The organism is Ruegeria sp. HKCCA5839 (assembly GCF_013035585.1).
Taxonomy (GTDB): domain Bacteria; phylum Pseudomonadota; class Alphaproteobacteria; order Rhodobacterales; family Rhodobacteraceae; genus Ruegeria.
In genome coordinates this window covers 264,081-280,000 of the sequence record NZ_WQIE01000006.1, presented here as the reverse complement: position 1 = coordinate 280,000, position 15,920 = coordinate 264,081, and the positions used below count along the sequence as shown (strand labels likewise).

At 56.5% G+C, this 15,920-nt stretch carries 12 protein-coding genes and 2 rRNA genes (1 of these 14 only partly in view); 7 read left to right on the top strand and 7 right to left on the bottom strand.

Going from position 1 to position 15,920, the window contains the following annotated elements; all coding sequences use genetic code 11:
- Both GOV38_RS17025 and rrf read left to right on the top strand, forming a co-directional pair.
- Positions 1-2,381, top strand: a 23S ribosomal RNA gene (locus tag GOV38_RS17025) (it extends 535 nt beyond the left edge of the window).
- A 249-nt stretch (positions 2,382-2,630) separates the two neighbouring features.
- A 5S ribosomal RNA gene (gene rrf, locus GOV38_RS17020) occupies positions 2,631-2,745 on the top strand.
- Positions 2,746-2,828: 83 nt separating this feature from the next.
- On the opposite strand, the gene GOV38_RS17015 is transcribed toward rrf, so the two are convergent.
- Together GOV38_RS17015 and GOV38_RS17010 are read right to left on the bottom strand one after the other, a co-directional pair.
- A complete protein-coding gene (locus tag GOV38_RS17015) occupies positions 2,829-4,139 on the bottom strand; it encodes a GH1 family beta-glucosidase (protein ID WP_171209257.1) in 1,311 nt (436 codons plus the stop codon).
- A gap of 10 nt (positions 4,140-4,149) precedes the next feature.
- Positions 4,150-5,175: a LacI family DNA-binding transcriptional regulator gene (locus GOV38_RS17010; protein ID WP_171209256.1), complete on the bottom strand. Its 1,026-nt coding sequence runs from the start codon at positions 5,173-5,175 to the stop codon at positions 4,150-4,152.
- 214 nt (positions 5,176-5,389) lie between these two features.
- On the opposite strand from GOV38_RS17010, the gene GOV38_RS17005 reads away from it, so the two are divergent.
- From GOV38_RS17005 to GOV38_RS16985, 5 genes are read left to right on the top strand one after another with little or no spacing between them, the layout of a single operon-like run.
- Complete coding sequence (locus GOV38_RS17005; protein WP_171101690.1) at positions 5,390-6,658, top strand: ABC transporter substrate-binding protein; 1,269 nt, start codon at positions 5,390-5,392, stop codon at positions 6,656-6,658.
- Between the two features lie 56 nt (positions 6,659-6,714).
- A complete protein-coding gene (locus GOV38_RS17000) occupies positions 6,715-7,722 on the top strand; it encodes a carbohydrate ABC transporter permease (RefSeq protein ID WP_171209255.1) in 1,008 nt (335 codons plus the stop codon).
- 3 nt (positions 7,723-7,725) lie between these two features.
- Positions 7,726-8,874 carry a carbohydrate ABC transporter permease gene (locus tag GOV38_RS16995; RefSeq protein ID WP_171209254.1) on the top strand — a complete coding sequence of 383 codons (1,149 nt, stop codon included), beginning with the start codon at positions 7,726-7,728 and terminating at the stop codon, positions 8,872-8,874.
- Between the two features lie 9 nt (positions 8,875-8,883).
- Positions 8,884-10,530, top strand: a complete 1,647-nt coding sequence (locus GOV38_RS16990) for an alpha-glucosidase (RefSeq protein WP_171209253.1) — start codon at positions 8,884-8,886, stop codon at positions 10,528-10,530.
- A gap of 3 nt (positions 10,531-10,533) precedes the next feature.
- Positions 10,534-11,616: an ABC transporter ATP-binding protein gene (locus tag GOV38_RS16985; RefSeq protein WP_171209252.1), complete on the top strand. Its 1,083-nt coding sequence runs from the start codon at positions 10,534-10,536 to the stop codon at positions 11,614-11,616.
- A gap of 12 nt (positions 11,617-11,628) precedes the next feature.
- On the opposite strand, the gene GOV38_RS16980 is transcribed toward GOV38_RS16985, so the two are convergent.
- From GOV38_RS16980 to GOV38_RS16960, 5 genes are read right to left on the bottom strand one after another with little or no spacing between them, the layout of a single operon-like run.
- Positions 11,629-12,171, bottom strand: coding sequence for a DUF3833 domain-containing protein (locus GOV38_RS16980; RefSeq protein WP_171131829.1), 543 nt, complete (start codon positions 12,169-12,171; stop codon positions 11,629-11,631).
- On the bottom strand, positions 12,168-12,785 hold the full coding sequence (locus tag GOV38_RS16975; RefSeq protein WP_171209251.1) for a DUF3833 domain-containing protein: 618 nt from the start codon (positions 12,783-12,785) through the stop codon (positions 12,168-12,170). The genes GOV38_RS16980 and GOV38_RS16975 overlap by 4 nt, the downstream gene beginning before the upstream one ends.
- Positions 12,782-14,005, bottom strand: coding sequence for an MFS transporter (locus GOV38_RS16970; protein ID WP_171209250.1), 1,224 nt, complete (start codon positions 14,003-14,005; stop codon positions 12,782-12,784). Before GOV38_RS16970 ends, GOV38_RS16975 begins: the two co-directional genes overlap by 4 nt.
- The gene (locus GOV38_RS16965; RefSeq protein WP_254430572.1) at positions 14,005-14,550 is read right to left on the bottom strand and encodes a hypothetical protein; all 546 of its coding nucleotides are present in this window, start codon (positions 14,548-14,550) and stop codon (positions 14,005-14,007) included. The genes GOV38_RS16970 and GOV38_RS16965 overlap by 1 nt, the downstream gene beginning before the upstream one ends.
- On the bottom strand, positions 14,513-15,835 hold the full coding sequence (locus GOV38_RS16960; RefSeq protein ID WP_171209249.1) for an NAD(P)/FAD-dependent oxidoreductase: 1,323 nt from the start codon (positions 15,833-15,835) through the stop codon (positions 14,513-14,515). The genes GOV38_RS16965 and GOV38_RS16960 overlap by 38 nt, the downstream gene beginning before the upstream one ends.
- Positions 15,836-15,920 lie beyond the last annotated feature (85 nt).

The window sequence follows — 15,920 nt, the reverse complement described above, 5'->3', positions numbered from 1 at the left end:
GTACTCCTTGCTGACCGATAGCGAACCAGTACCGTGAGGGAAAGGTGAAAAGCACCCCGACGAGGGGAGTGAAACAGTACCTGAAACCGAACGCCTACAATCAGTCGGAGCCCCCTTGCGGGGTGACGGCGTACCTTTTGTATAATGGGTCATCGACTTGGTCTTACGAGCAAGCTTAAGCCGTTAGGTGTAGGCGTAGCGAAAGCGAGTCTTAATAGGGCGTATGAGTTCGTGGGATCAGACCCGAAACCGAGTGATCTAGGCATGGCCAGGCTGAAGGTAAGGTAACACTTACTGGAGGGCCGAACCCACATCTGTTGAAAAAGATCGGGATGAGCTGTGCCTAGGGGTGAAAGGCCAATCAAACTCGGAGATAGCTGGTTCTCTGCGAAATCTATTTAGGTAGAGCGTCATCCGAATACCCCGGGGGGTAGAGCACTGGATGGGTAATGGGGCCCCACAGGCTTACTGATCCTAACCAAACTCCGAATACCCGGGAGTACTAGATGGCAGACACACTGCGGATGCTAACGTCCGTAGTGGAGAGGGAAACAACCCTGACCTACGACTAAGGCCCCCAATTCATGGCTAAGTGGGAAAGCAGGTGGGACGACCAAAACAACCAGGAGGTTGGCTTAGAAGCAGCCATCCTTTAAAGATAGCGTAACAGCTCACTGGTCTAAATAAGTTGTCCTGCGGCGAAGATGTAACGGGGCTCAAGCCATGAGCCGAAGTCTAGGGATGCGTAAGCATCGGTAGCAGAGCGTAGTGTGACATAAGATTTATCCTCTTTAGCGTTCTTCGGAGCGCCATGGAGGATCTGAATCTTTTCGATGAAGCGGGCGCGTGAGCGATCCCGTGGAGAGATCACTAGTGAGAATGATGACATGAGTAGCGACAAAGAGTGTGAGAGACACTCTCGCCGAAAGTCCAAGGGTTCCTGCTTAAAGCTAATCTGAGCAGGGTAAGCCGGCCCCTAAGCCGAGGCCGAAAGGCGTAGGCGATGGGAATCAGGTTAATATTCCTGAGCCAGGAGGATGTGACGGATTGCAGGTGTAGTTCAACCTTATCGGATTGGTTGGGCTGCTGAGCAGTTCCTGGAAATAGCCCTCCATCAGACCGTACCCTAAACCGACACAGGTGGACTGGTAGAGCATACCAAGGCGCTTGAGAGAACGATGTTGAAGGAACTCGGCAAAATACCTCCGTAAGTTCGCGAGAAGGAGGCCCGGTTCCTAGGCAACTAGGGGCTGGGGGCACAAACCAGGGGGTGGCGACTGTTTATTAAAAACACAGGGCTCTGCGAAGTCGCAAGACGACGTATAGGGTCTGACGCCTGCCCGGTGCCTGAAGGTTAAAAGGAGAGGTGAGAGCCTTGAATTGAAGCCCAGGTAAACGGCGGCCGTAACTATAACGGTCCTAAGGTAGCGAAATTCCTTGTCGGGTAAGTTCCGACCTGCACGAATGGCGTAACGACTTCCCCGCTGTCTCCAACATCGACTCAGCGAAATTGAATTGCCTGTCAAGATGCAGGCTTCCCGCGGTTAGACGGAAAGACCCCGTGCACCTTTACTACAGCTTCGCACTGGCATCAGGCACAACATGTGCAGGATAGGTGGTGGGCTTTGAAACCGGGACGCCAGTTCCGGTGGAGCCTCCCTTGAGATACCACCCTTGTTCTGCTTGATGTCTAACCGCGGTCCGTTATCCGGATCCGGGACCCTGCGTGGCGGGTAGTTTGACTGGGGCGGTCGCCTCCTAAAGCGTAACGGAGGCGCGCGAAGGTTGGCTCAGAGCGGTCGGAAATCGCTCGTTGAGTGCAATGGCAGAAGCCAGCCTGACTGCAAGACTGACAAGTCGAGCAGAGTCGAAAGACGGCCATAGTGATCCGGTGGTCCCGAGTGGAAGGGCCATCGCTCAACGGATAAAAGGTACGCCGGGGATAACAGGCTGATACTGCCCAAGAGTCCATATCGACGGCAGTGTTTGGCACCTCGATGTCGGCTCATCTCATCCTGGGGCTGGAGCAGGTCCCAAGGGTACGGCTGTTCGCCGTTTAAAGAGGTACGTGAGCTGGGTTTAGAACGTCGTGAGACAGTTCGGTCCCTATCTGCCGTGGGTGTAGGAGACTTGAGAGGAGTTGCCCCTAGTACGAGAGGACCGGGGTGAACGATCCACTGGTGGACCAGTTGTCGTGCCAACGGCAGTGCTGGGTAGCTATGATCGGACAGGATAACCGCTGAAGGCATCTAAGCGGGAAGCCCCCCTCAAAACAAGGTCTCCCTGAGGGCCGTGGAAGACCACCACGTCAATAGGCCGGAGATGTAAGCGCAGTAATGCGTTCAGTTGACCGGTACTAATCGCCCGATAGGCTTGATTTGATCCAGTAATGGAAAGATAAATCAAACCAGAAGCATACACCAACCTTGACCATGGACAACTTGTTGCGGGACCGCGCATTCGTAAACGAATACGCTGCCTCCCGCGCGTGACAGTCTGCAAAAGCAGACTGCACGGTGTTGATTGACTATACAACCGAGTGGCAACGCGCCTTTTGCAAGCAAAAGACGCTGCCTGCCACCTGTCGCTTTCTTGCTTCGCAAGAAAGTCGACATGGGGCTTTTCCTCGGTTTGGTGGTCATAGCGCAAGTGAAACACCCGGTCCCATACCGAACCCGGAAGTTAAGCACTGCCGCGCCAATGGTACTTGGGCTTAAGCCCCGGGAGAGTAGGTCACCGCCAAACCTAGAAAAAACCCAAAACACAAATCTCTCTAATACGAGTAATATCCCAAAGCCTGAATTCCCGACCCGTGCAAATTGCTCGCGTTATCTGCGACTCAATGACTGTTTCAGTGCATTGAAAGACGCTTTGGGTGTACGTTCCATGGTTTCAAAGTCGACATCGACCAATCCAAACCGTTTCTCATACCCAAGGGCCCACTCGTAATTGTCTAGCAAGGACCAAAGGAAATAGCCTTTGACGGGTGCGCCTTGGTTCTGCGCATCGCGAACAGCCGTTAGGTGTTGATCGATATAGTCTATGCGCGCCGCGTCGTTGTGGTGTTCCGCACTGGCCATACCGTTTTCGGTGACGAAGAGCGGAAGATCCCCGGTGTATTCTCGTGCGGTGCGGAGAAGAAACCGGGTCAAAGCGGAAGGCTCGATTTCCCAACCCATCTGAGTTTTCGGCAATGGCCCCTCAACCCCTGAATAGCCTGGCCACGGTCCAGGGGCGGAGGCGATCAGCTTTCGTGTGTAGTAATTGACACCAGCCCAATCCACCAGCTGACCGATTGTGTCGAAATCATCGTGCCAACCGGAGGGCAAATGTGGCTCTAATCCGTCTAAAACCACCTGGGGGTATGCCTTTTTGAAAACGCCCCCTAGAAAAAACCGATTGTAGATCCCGTCATAGATTTCGGCCGCGTAACGCGCCTGATCGCTTTGATCTGCCGGCTCGGACCACTCCAGATTGAACACCGCGCCCAGGTTCCCGACGCCGAGGCCGCGCATCACCTCGATCGCGCAACCATGCGCCAGAAGAACATGGTGCATCGCGCGTGCAGCTGCGCGGATGTCTCGCATTCCGGGCGCATGGTGCCCTTCAAAATGGCTGAGCCAGCTGACGCACCACGGCTCATTTATCGTTGCAACGCTATACATACGGTCGCCGATGCGAGACATGATGATCTCGGTGAAGTCGGCAAACCAACTTGCGATGTCGCGGTTCCGCCAACCGCCAAGATCAGCCAGCGCCGATGGAAGCTCCCAATGGTAAAGCGTAGCGCAGGGCTTGATATCGCGTTCCAACAACGCGTCCGTCAGCCGATCATAGAAGTCCAGACCATCTTGATTCACGTGCCCGCGCCCCTCTGGCAGGACACGCGCCCAACTGGTGGAAAACCGATAGCAGTCAAAACCTGCATCGCGGATCAGGTCAAAATCCTGTTCGTATCGATGATAGTGTTCACAGGCTCGATCACCGTTTTCGCAACGCACCACATTGCCTGGTGTCGCGGCGAAACTGTCCCAGTGTGTTTGGCCAGCTCCACCGAACTCATGCCCTTCGATCTGATAGGCCGAGGTCGCGACCCCGAACAGGAAATCCTTGGGGAAATCCGCACGTGTGTTCTTCATTTTAGTAAACCTAGTTTGGAGCGGGCCCGGTCGAGCGTCCTACGACCAGCTCAGCCTCGAGTAATTGCGTCATTACCGGTTCGGATGGTGCCTGGATTCGGTTGATCAGCATTTCTGCGGCCAATTCACCGGCCATTCGGACCGAGGACCGTGTGGCGGTGAAGATGGGAACATCCTGACCGTTTTTCAGATAAGACAGGTCATCGTCATGGGCGATCACTGAAACATCTTGCCCCATGCGTAAACCGGCCTCGTCCAGTGCGCGGCGCACTCCGACCGCCGAAATCATGGATGAACACAGGATCGCGGATGGCGGATGATCCAATTGCAACATTCCACGGGTTTCGTGGTGGCCGTAGACTTCGGTCATTTCGGCGCTGCGCATGAGGCTCGGAATCGGCTCTAACCCTGCATCTATCAGCGCCGCAAGATACCCGTCTCGGCGCCGTTTTGCGAAATCCATATCCTCAAGACCGTTGATCAACGCGATCCGCCGATGGCCCAAATCGATCAAAAACTGCGTCGCACGTTGAAAGGACCGTTTGTTGTTCACGTCGATCCAGTCATAGGGCGACGTCACCCCGGTCGAGCGGCCATGCACGATGAACGGCACGCCCATACGAGTCAGAACCTCGATCCGGGGTTCGTTGACCTTGGGGCCTTGCAGAACAACGCCATCAACCGCGCCACGTTGAAACAGGTTGCGATAGGCTTTTTCGATAGACGTATCTTCGGCGTTCGAAAACATCATATCATAGCCATGATCGGCATATGTCTTGGCGGCTCCAGCGACAAAATCTCCGAATATTGGGTTCACCATTTCATGCTGGGATGAACTGGGAATCACATGTCCGATCACCATGGATCGACCGGTCGCCAGACCTTTGGCCCAGCTGTTGGGCCGATAGCCATGTTTGGCCGCCGCTGCCTGAACCCGTTCGCGCGTTTCCTCTTTCACCTCGGGATACCCGTTCAGCGCACGGCTGACCGTCGTCTGCGAGAGGCCAAGAGTTTCCGACAGTTGCTTTAGGTTCATCGACTTTCAAAGCGCCTTCAAACATGTGATCGTTCCTGTTTTGTTGGCAAATGTGCGCTCCGTCAACCTGTTTTGGGGAAATACAGCGAAATATTAAGTTTACAGGCCTCTGCAAACAGAATGTTGACAGAGACCGAATGTTAGCGGATAACGTCGAGTATCCAAAGCGCTTTGAAAACATTGGGCGCGATAGAAAAAGTTGGGAGGACAATCTATGAAACACTCGCTTTACGCAGGTGCGGCAACGCTCGCCCTGATGGCGGGCGCCGCGCAAGCCGAACAAGTTACGGTTTTTGGGCCTTGGCTGGGGCCGGATCAGGAAAACGTTGAAAAGGTCCTGGATGGATTCGCCGCGGCCACCGGGCATGAATATTCCTATGTCGGATCGGACAGTTTCGAGCAGCAGATCCGTATCGATGCCGAAGCAGGATCGGCCCCCAACATCGCAGTATTCCCGCAACCGGGCCTGGCGGCTGACATGGCGAAATCGGGTTTTCTGACACCTTTGAGCGAAGGCACCGACGATTGGATCCGCGACAACTATGCGGCCGGTCAGTCCTGGGTTGATCTGGGGACATATGCGGGCCTGGACGGGGAAGAGGACCTTTATGGTTTCTTCTACAAGGTCGATGTAAAGTCGCTGGTCTGGTTTGTGCCTGAGAATTTCGAAGACGCCGGATATGAAGTGCCGACCACCATGGAAGAGCTTAAGGCGCTTACGGATCAGATCGTGGCCGATGGCGAAACGCCCTGGTGTATCGGGCTGGGGTCCGGCGGCGCGACCGGTTGGCCGGCAACGGACTGGGTCGAAGACATGATGCTGCGCACTCTGGCTCCGGAAGACTATGATGCGTGGGTTTCGAACGAGCTGAAGTTCAACGATCCTAAGGTTGTGGCCGCGATCGAGGAATTTGGTGCTTTTGCACGTAACGATGATTACGTCGCAGGTGGTGCCGGAGCTGTTGCAACAACAGATTTCCGCGACAGCCCCAAAGGCCTGTTCAGCTCACCACCACAGTGCTACATGCACCGCCAGGCTTCGTTCATCCCGGCCTTCTTCCCGGAAGGAACGGTTGTGGGTGAAGATGCCGATTTCTTCTACTTCCCGGCCTATGAAAGCAAGGACCTGGGCAGCCCCGTGCTGGGTGCCGGTACCCTTTGGGCGATCACCAATGACAGCCCCGGTGCGCATGCGTTGATCGAGTATCTGAAGACGCCGGAAGCGCATGAAACCTGGATGGCCCTGACCGGCTTTTTAACCCCGCACAAGGGTGTCGATACCTCGGTCTTTTCTGATCCGACTCTGAAGAAGATGAATGACATTCTTCTGGGCGCAACAACCTTCCGTTTTGACGGGTCTGACCTGATGCCAGGTGGCGTTGGTGCCGGAACCTTCTGGACCGGTATGGTTGATTATGCCGGCGGCGCATCTGCGCAAGACGTCGCGGATGAAATCCAGTCCTCATGGGACGCCGCGAAGTAACCTAAGCACTGGGGCGGTCACCAGGCCGCCCCGGATGCCATGCGAATGAGGGCATCATGACACCGGCACTCCAAGGCCTGCTGACCATCGCCATCGGCGTGACGGGTTGTGTTGGCTATTTCTACCTATCAAATCAGTTTCTGGACAAAGTCTTGTTCCCGCCGCGGGGCCCGAATGCGGGCCGCAACATCAACCGCGCGAACATGATCCGGCCATGGCTGTTTCTGTTCCCGGCCATGGCTGCGTTGGGGCTGTATCTGGCCTACCCGGTGGTTGAAACCTTGCGCCTGTCGCTCACGGAACGTGTGCCCGGTGGCGGGTACAGATGGGTTGGTCTGGATAATTATACCCAGATGGCGGCCGAGCCGAAGTTCTGGGAAGCCATGCGCAACAACATGTTCTGGCTGATTGTTGTGCCCGCCATGTCGACTGCCTTTGGACTGCTGGTGGCTCAGCTGACGGATCGGATCCGCTGGGGAAATCTGGCCAAGTCATTGATCTTTATGCCCATGGCGATCTCATTTGTAGGCGCCTCGGTCATCTGGAAACTGGTCTACGACGCGCGCCCGGCTGAACAGGATCAGATCGGTATCCTGAACGCGCTTTATATCTTTTTTGGCGGGACCGAACCGCAGACTTGGCTGACCATTCCGTTTTGGAACAGTTTCTTTCTGATGATCGTGTTGGTCTGGATTCAGACCGGTTTCGCCATGGTCATCCTGTCTGCCGCTTTGCGCGGTATTCCGGAAGAAACGGTCGAGGCCGCAATTCTGGATGGGGCCAACCCGTTCCAGATCTTCTTCAAGATCAAGGTGCCTCAGATCAAAACCACCATCCTTGTGGTTTGGACGACGATCACCATCACCGTGCTCAAGGTCTTTGACATCGTCTTTGCCATGACCAACGGGCAGTGGGAGACGCAGGTTCTGGCCAATTACATGTATGACAAATTGTTCCGCGCCAATGATTGGGGTGTGGGGTCGGCCTCGGCCATGGTCATCATGCTGCTGGTCACCCCGATCCTGATCTGGAACGTGCGCAATGCGCGCAAGGAAATGGAGTAACCCATGAGCGATATTGCAGGAACCAAACCGGCGCTCAGATGGGTTGTGCACCTGTCCGTTGTCGCTCTTGTGGCCCTTTGGGTGCTTCCCACACTGGGTCTGCTGGTGTCGTCCTTTCGGACGGCGGATCAGATCGCGACCAGTGGTTGGTGGCGATCGCTGTTTCCATCAGAACAGAACCTGACACTGCGCAGTGCCGCGCCAGAAACACAGGTTTTGGAAAACGGTGTCTATGTCATCGAAGGCCAACTGTTTGGCGCAGAAGACCAGGCCACCATCTCACGCTGGGGTGTCAGCTCACGCGATGTGGATGCCTTTGTGCCGGGTGATGTGGCCGAGATGCGGCGCGGTGGCACCGTCACCGTGGACGCGCAGGGCAACTACCGGATGGAGAATACGGAAGAATTCACCGGCAATCGCGGTGCGCGTATCTTCGTGACAGCCGAGCTGCCGCCCGAATTCACCACCGACAATTATCAAAAAGTACTGCTGGATGAGAGCAGCACCGACAGTATGGCCAAGGCGTTCTTTAACACACTGACCGTGACGATCCCGGCTACGATCATACCCATTCTGGTCGCAGCCTTTGCGGCCTACGCGCTGGCGTGGATGGAGTTCCCGGGCCGGGCCCTGTTGATCGCGGCAGTTGTCGGGCTCTTGGTGGTACCATTGCAGCTGGCGCTGATACCTTTGCTGAAATTCCACCTCAATATCGGGATCGGCAAAGGCTATCTTGGGGTCTGGATGGCCCATACCGGCTTTGGGATGCCATTGGCGATCTATCTGTTGCGCAACTATATGGCCGGGCTGCCCCGCGACCTGATCGAAAACGCCCGGGTCGATGGTGCTACTGAATTCCAGATCTTCACCAAACTGATCCTGCCACTCAGCTTTCCGGCATTGGCCTCGTTTGCGATCTTTCAGTTCCTGTGGACATGGAACGATCTGCTGGTGGCCAAAGTGTTCCTGATCGATGCGACAGGGCAGACCACCGTGATGACCAACCGCATTGTTGAACTGTTGGGCACGCGCGGTGGAAACTGGGAAATCCTTGCCACGGCGGCTTTCGTTTCGATTGCGGTGCCGCTCGTGGTCTTCTTTGCAATGCAGAAATATCTGGTTCGCGGTCTGTTGGCCGGTTCCGTTAAATAGAGGCGTGTTATGAACGTGCAAAACTCCGTTGATCCCGCAAAATCAACCAAAGCCGCAGCCGATTGGTGGCGTGGTGGCGTGATCTACCAGATCTATCCGCGCAGCTTTCAGGACAGCACCGGCGACGGGGTGGGCGATCTGAAAGGGATCACCAGCCGGTTGGAATATATCGCGTCCCTGGGCGTTGATGCGATCTGGATCTCGCCCTTCTTCAAATCTCCGATGAAGGATTTTGGATATGACGTCAGCGACTATCGCGACGTTGATCCGATGTTCGGAACGATGGAGGATTTTCAGGCGCTTTTGGATCAGGCCCATGCCCTGAACCTGAAAGTGATGATTGATCTGGTGATGTCGCACACCTCGGATCAGCACCCATGGTTCGTGGAAAGCCGCGCCAGCCGTGAGAATCCGAAATCCGATTGGTATGTCTGGGCCGATCCCAAACCCGACGGGACGCCGCCGAACAATTGGCTGTCGATCTTTGGTGGATCCGGCTGGCAATGGGATACGCGACGTCAGCAATACTACCTGCACAACTTCCTGTCTTCGCAACCGGATCTGAACTTCCACTGCCGTGAGGTGCAGGATGCGCTTTTGGACGTGGCGCGGTTCTGGCTGGATCTGGGCGTTGATGGCTTCCGTCTGGATACGATCAACTTCTATTTCCACGACAAAGAGCTGCGGGATAATCCGCCCTTGCCGATGGATCAGCGCAACGCCACGATTGCGCCGCAGGTCAACCCGTATAACCATCAGGATCACCTCTATTCCAAAAGCCAGCCTGAAAACGTTGCCTTCCTGGAACGGCTGCGAGCACTGACCGACGAATACGAAGGCCGCGCCTGTCTGGGTGAGATCGGCGACGCGCAACGTGGCCTTGAGATCATGGGTGAATACACCACCGGCGATAAACGCATGCACATGTGCTATGCCTTTGAGTTCCTTGAGAAACGCGCATTGACGGCGGCCTATACCCAACAGGTATTCGATCAGCTGGCGCAAAAGGCTGGCGATGCATGGCCCTGCTGGGCGTTCTCAAACCACGACGTGCCACGCCACGCTTCGCGCTGGGGGCTGGACGACGCAGCCATCCGCCAACATGCGGTGTTGATGATGTGCCTGCGCGGCTCGGCTTGCCTGTATCAAGGTGAAGAGCTGGGTCTGCCCGAAGCAGATGTGCCGTTCGAACGGCTTCAGGATCCCTATGGCATAGAGTTCTGGCCCGAGTTCAAGGGGCGCGACGGCTGCCGGACCCCCATGGTCTGGACCGCGCAGGACGAACAATCCGGGTTCAGTACGGGTGAGCCTTGGCTTCCGGTCAGTTCGGATCAGGCAACGCGAGCGGTTGATCGGCTCGAAGCCGATCCCTCCTCGATGTTGCATCACTATCGTCGCGCGATTGCCTTGCGCCATGCGCATCCTGCTTTGGCGACTGGGGATCAAGTGGACATGACGCAGAACGGTCCTGTTCTGAGCTTTGTCCGCGAAAATGGGTCAGAACGGGTGTTCTGCGTCTTCAACCTCGGCGACGCAACGGGTGAGGCCGCGCAGCCTGCCGGCACGTGGCATGTCATCGGGCAGGATCTGGGTGGGTCTGACACCCTGACGCTAGAGGCGGGGCAATTCTGCCTCATGGTTCAAAGCAAGGGGTAGGTCATGTCGGAACTTAAACTCACAGATGTCGCCAAGACCTATGGCGCAGTAGATGTCTTGAAACATATCAATCTTGATATCGAACAAGGCGAATTGATTGTATTCGTCGGTCCCTCTGGCTGCGGAAAATCGACCCTATTGCGGATGATTGCGGGGCTTGAAAAGATCTCGGGCGGTACGCTTGAGATCGAAGGTCAGGTGATGAACGAGGTGCCGCCTGCGCAACGCGGCATTGCGATGGTGTTCCAGTCCTATGCGCTTTACCCGCATATGACGGTGCGCGAGAACATGGCCTTTGCATTGAAGATCGCCAAAATGCCCAGTGCCGAGATTGACACGGCTGTCGAACGCGCCGCCTCGATCCTGCAATTGGAACCCTATCTGGACCGCCTTCCCAAAGCACTGTCCGGCGGGCAGCGTCAGCGTGTCGCCATCGGTCGGGCCATAGTGCGCGACCCGAAGGTTTACCTGTTTGATGAACCGCTCTCGAACTTGGATGCTGCGCTGCGCGTCGCGACACGGATCGAGATTGCGCGCCTGAAAGAGGCGATGCCGGATAGCACGATGATCTATGTCACCCACGATCAGGTCGAGGCCATGACCCTGGCCAGCCGCATTGTGGTGCTGGCGAATAAGGGCATCGCGCAGGTCGGTACGCCGCTGGAACTGTATGAGACGCCAGACAACGAGTTTGTGGCTCAATTCATCGGATCACCGTCCATGAACCTGCTGCCCGGCGTCATCACCGAAACGGGTGAGACCACGACAGTTGCGCTGGACTCAGGGGGAGTTGCGGTGTCCTCGATCCCGACAACCGACGACAAAAAGGGCCTGAAGGTCAATGTGGGTGCCCGGCCCGAAGATATGACCCCCGGCGAAGGACCCGCGTTCTTTGAGGGTGAGGTGGATTTCGTCGAAGCCTTGGGTGAGGTTACGCTGCTTTACTTCACGGACCAGCCGGGGGCCGAAGGTCTGGTGGCCAAACTGCCGGGGATCGCAACAGATCTGCGTGGCAAGTCGGTCAAACTGACCGTTGATCCAGCGAAGGTCCATCTGTTCCACGACGGGTTGTCGCTGCGGAGCTAAAGGGCGCGGTCATCACTTCTTTTCGAAGAACAATACCACTTCGCCCAATCGCACTCCAAAGCGTGAGACATAGGCTCGATTCAGCAGGCGATCATCGCTCAGCAACCACATCCAGTCATCAAAATTCACGCGCATCGTACCGTCTTTGACCGGCAGGTCGATCTTGTATTTCCAATTGAACGTATCGCCCCGTTCAACGCCGGTCGCCTCACCCAGAACGCCCGGCGCTGTGCCCGTCCAGGTGTCGTCGCCGGTTTTGGTCAGGGTCCAGATCCGCTGTTCGGTTGCACCGTCGTCATAGACGAAATCTTCAACCAGGGTCAGTGTCTCTCCGTCCCAGGTACCGTCGATCTCGACTGTGAACCGCCGAGGAACGTTGCCCAGAATGTCCTGAAACTGCCCATAAGCTACGGTTTCACCCTCGAAGAATTCCTCAAGGTTCAGCTTGCGGTCGGACAAGAACGTTTTGGGCACACGGGGTTTTGCGGCACAGGCCGAGAGAACGGCCAGCCCGACAAGGGCAGCCACAGCGATCAGAACGCGACGTGAGATCATTGCAGCGGCCTCGTTTCAGTTGTGGAGTCGTACCCGTTGGCGCCATTCAGATGGGCTTGCTTGATTTCGGGTGCCGGGCGCATGGTTGCCACCAGCTCGGCAACTTTCAACCCGAACTTGCGCATCTCGGACCGGTTCATGATCGTGCCGTTTTCGGTCAGATACATCCAATCGGTCACGTCCAAAGTATGCCCTCCGGCGTCTTCGGGCAGGATGATCCGATAGCTGAGCTTGACAGTCGCGCCCGAGATCACGCCACGCCCTTCGCCAACAATATCGTCAGCGGTGGCGATGAATGTATTGCCGGTCCCCAGGGTTAGATACCATTTGCGGGTCATCTGCTTGCCGTTGGAATAGGTGAAATACTCGGTCAGAGTGCCCGCGTTTCCGTCCCACTCGCCGACCATACGTGCAACAAAGCTGTTCGACATCTTGCCGTTGGGGCCATAGATCAGGCCTTCTGACAATATCTCGCCATTCAGGTTTTCCTTGAGCGAGAACTCGGGCCCGGTGCTGGCATAATCTGATGGTTCCTGCGACCGGAAGCTGAGGAAGCGGGCTTTGCCAATGATCACGGCAAGTATTGCGAAGAGAAGGATAATAAGGAGTTTCATTTGACTGTGACCTCCGTCGGCAGCGTCAGAACCAATCCAAACGCGCCGAGTTTCAGGATGCAGGGAAGAACGGCATAGGCGAGGGTGAGAACCTCAAGCGCCTCAGCCGAATTGCTTTGTCCGGGGACAAATCCGCTGCGTTCCAGCAGCGGCAGAGTGAAAAAGGCAGCCAGGGCCAGACCCAGTTTGCCCGCAAAAGACCAGATGCCAAAGGCGGCTGACGCGTTCAGCCCGGCGCGGGTCAGAACGACCGAGAACATGGCGGGCAGAACCACCATATCGGCCCCAAGCGCGGCCCCAGATGCGATGCAGATCAGGGCAAACCCGCCCAGATTTCCGGTCGACAGCATGGCTGCGCCGATGAAGCCTGCGATAGACAGCGGCATGGCAATGATCAGAGTCTGTTTCGGCCCGATCCTGTTGCTTAGCCGTGCCCAAAGCGGAACACTGACGCCAGCGCTAAGGAAGAACAGGATCAGCAGGGGGCCTGCTTGCCCGGGCAGTTGCAGGCGATCTTCGACAAAGAACAGAAACAGGGTCGAGGTGATGGCGACCGGCAGGCTGTTGACCAGGGCGAGCAATAGCAATCGCAACGCTCCGGCCTGTCCGAGACCGGCAAAGGACAGGCCATCCCCCGTTACCGGAGTACGCCGCCAGATCGGCAGCGTTATAGCCAGCGTAACCAAAGCCAGCGCTCCCAAGAAGAGGCCAAAGGCCGGATAGCCTTGTGAAGCCGCCCCAAGCGCCACGAACACAGCTGGTGCGCTGGCGGCCAGGATCACGCCAGTCAATTGACCCCCTTCGCGGAATGCGGCCAGCCGCATCAGTTCATGTGCTGTGGCCTTTTTCGCCAGGGTTGCACTGCGGCCATAAAGCAGGATGGTTCCGAGGCTATAGGCCGAGAATAAGAGGATCAGCACAGCCACCAGAGCCATCACGCTTGTACCCTCCGGAAGGCTGAACAGCAGTGGAAAGCCAATGGCCAACCCCAGTGCCGCTGTTGCTGCGAACACCATCTGAGCGTTGGGCCAATGATCAATCGCCCAGCCGATCAAGGGATCTTGCACCAGATCCACCAACCTGATGGCCAGCAAGACCGTTCCGATCACCGCCAGACCCAATCCCAGATTGACCGACGCAAATCGCGGCAGGTGGATGTAAAGCGGTATGCCCGCCGCAGCCAGCATAAGCGCATACAGGCTGACACGCGGATACAGCATCACTGGCCCTTCAACTGCTGGGTAAAACTTGCCGATCGCGAATTGTCGCCCAGAAAGATCGACATGAATGACCGTTTCGCCCCGGGATAGGTCAGTGAGCAGGTCTTGCTGCCATTGCGCCAGAAATCAACCTCGTTCGGGCCTTTGGAGACCGCCAAATAGCTGTCGCCCTTGCTGACCGCTTGAAAGCACGCCTCCAATTGCGCTTGCGTCGGCGCTGAATTGCCCTGGCGAGTGATTTCTTCCAGCGTCGATTCAACCAACGCCTTTTGCTTCAGGTTCTTGCGGTAGGTCAGTTGAAGCCCGAAATCCTCGTCCCAACTGAACGCGGCGCCGGCGGGTGTATACAGTTTGGCGTCATAGAGAGGCAGCCCCAGAAAGCGAAACGTCGCGCTTCCCAATTGCTTGGGGTCCTTGAGGTCACCCGGAATCGGTGATGCTGCCAGACCTATTGGTGCCAGCAGCAGGATCGTTAGAGTAAATACGCCCAGCCAAGCGGTTCTAGTGCTATGCAGGAATGGCTGGATCTTCTTTGAGAATGCCATTGTCAGCTCCGATGGGTTGCGGGGTGCCATTCAACTGGTCGACGACATGCATCGCGCTGGCAATCCCGTCTTCGTGAAAACCATGCCGGTTGTACGCACCGGCAAACCATGTTCGGTTCTGTCCCTGCATCTCGCGAATTTGACCTTGGGCTTTCAGCGCGGCCTTGTCGAACACCGGATGCGCAAATTCGACCTGGTCATAGATTTCGTCCGCGGGAATTTCTGACCCGGCATTCAGCGTCACAAAAAGCGGATCGCTGTCGGGGATATTCTGAAGCCGGTTCATCCAATATGTGACCCCAACATTGCCCTTTTGCGAGCGATAGGTCCAACTGGACCAGCACGCGCGCCGGCGCGGCATTTGCCCGGGGTCGCAATGTAGAATGGCGGTATTGGGCTGATAGCGGATCGCGCCCAGCGCCGCGGCCTCGGCCCGCGTGGCGTTTTCGCCCAGAATGGCCAGAGACTGATCTGAATGGGTGGCCAGAATGATCTCGTCGAACAGATCGGCCTGCCCCTGACTGCGCACGGTGACGCCCAGATCGTGCCGTTCAACCGCCTGCACTGGTGCGCCAAGACGGATATCGGCACCGCGCGTGCGCAGGACAGCCTCGATCCGGCGCACATATTCGACGCTGCCGCCTTTGACCGTGTACCACTGGTGTTGATTGGCGCGTCCACTGGCCAGCAATGCATGGTTGCGGAAGAACTGCACCAGCGAGCGGGCGGGGAATTGATCCACGAACTCCACTGGTGTCGACCAGATCGCGCCACACATCGGCATCAGATAGTTGTGGCGGAACCAATGGCCCAGCCGCAACTGGTCTACCAATTCTCCGATTGTGGTGTCGTCATCTTGGGCGGCCTCGGGCGCCTCTTTGCCGAAGCGCAGGATATCGGCGATCATCTTGTAATAGGCGGGCCGCGCAAGGTTGCGCTTTTGCGCGGTCAGCGTGCGCAGGTTGTTCAACCCGTATTCGATGCGGCCATTGTCGATCGTGGCACCAAAGCTCATTTCGCTTTTGGTGACGGGCACGTTCAGCTCGTCAAAGAGCTTGGTCAGATACGGGTAGGTCACATAGTTGAACACGATAAAACCGGTATCCACCGGCTGATCGCCGTTCTTGCCCGCCAGTACCGTTCGGGCATGTCCGCCCAGCCTAGGCTCGGCCTCATACAGTGTTACGTCGTTGTTTTCTGACAGATAGTACGCAGCGGAAAGCCCCGAAATGCCTGCTCCAACAATTGCAATCTTTTTCCGGGCACCCCGGGTTTCGTCGAACATTCCAGCCTCGTTAACTGACGTTTTACAATAAGATACGCATCGTAAACGGGTATGGATCAATCAGGTTAGATGTTTTTTAACAAAT

Coding starts and splice junctions, on each gene's coding strand:
- GOV38_RS17015 (WP_171209257.1), bottom strand. CDS start 4,139: ATGAAGAACACACGTGCGGATTTCCCCAAGGATTTCCTGTTCGGGGTC.
- GOV38_RS17010 (WP_171209256.1), bottom strand. CDS start 5,175: ATGAACCTAAAGCAACTGTCGGAAACTCTTGGCCTCTCGCAGACGACG.
- GOV38_RS17005 (WP_171101690.1), top strand. CDS start 5,390: ATGAAACACTCGCTTTACGCAGGTGCGGCAACGCTCGCCCTGATGGCG.
- GOV38_RS17000 (WP_171209255.1), top strand. CDS start 6,715: ATGACACCGGCACTCCAAGGCCTGCTGACCATCGCCATCGGCGTGACG.
- GOV38_RS16995 (WP_171209254.1), top strand. CDS start 7,726: ATGAGCGATATTGCAGGAACCAAACCGGCGCTCAGATGGGTTGTGCAC.
- GOV38_RS16990 (WP_171209253.1), top strand. CDS start 8,884: ATGAACGTGCAAAACTCCGTTGATCCCGCAAAATCAACCAAAGCCGCA.
- GOV38_RS16985 (WP_171209252.1), top strand. CDS start 10,534: ATGTCGGAACTTAAACTCACAGATGTCGCCAAGACCTATGGCGCAGTA.
- GOV38_RS16980 (WP_171131829.1), bottom strand. CDS start 12,171: ATGATCTCACGTCGCGTTCTGATCGCTGTGGCTGCCCTTGTCGGGCTG.
- GOV38_RS16975 (WP_171209251.1), bottom strand. CDS start 12,785: ATGAAACTCCTTATTATCCTTCTCTTCGCAATACTTGCCGTGATCATT.
- GOV38_RS16970 (WP_171209250.1), bottom strand. CDS start 14,005: ATGCTGTATCCGCGTGTCAGCCTGTATGCGCTTATGCTGGCTGCGGCG.
- GOV38_RS16965 (WP_254430572.1), bottom strand. CDS start 14,550: ATGGCATTCTCAAAGAAGATCCAGCCATTCCTGCATAGCACTAGAACC.
- GOV38_RS16960 (WP_171209249.1), bottom strand. CDS start 15,835: ATGTTCGACGAAACCCGGGGTGCCCGGAAAAAGATTGCAATTGTTGGA.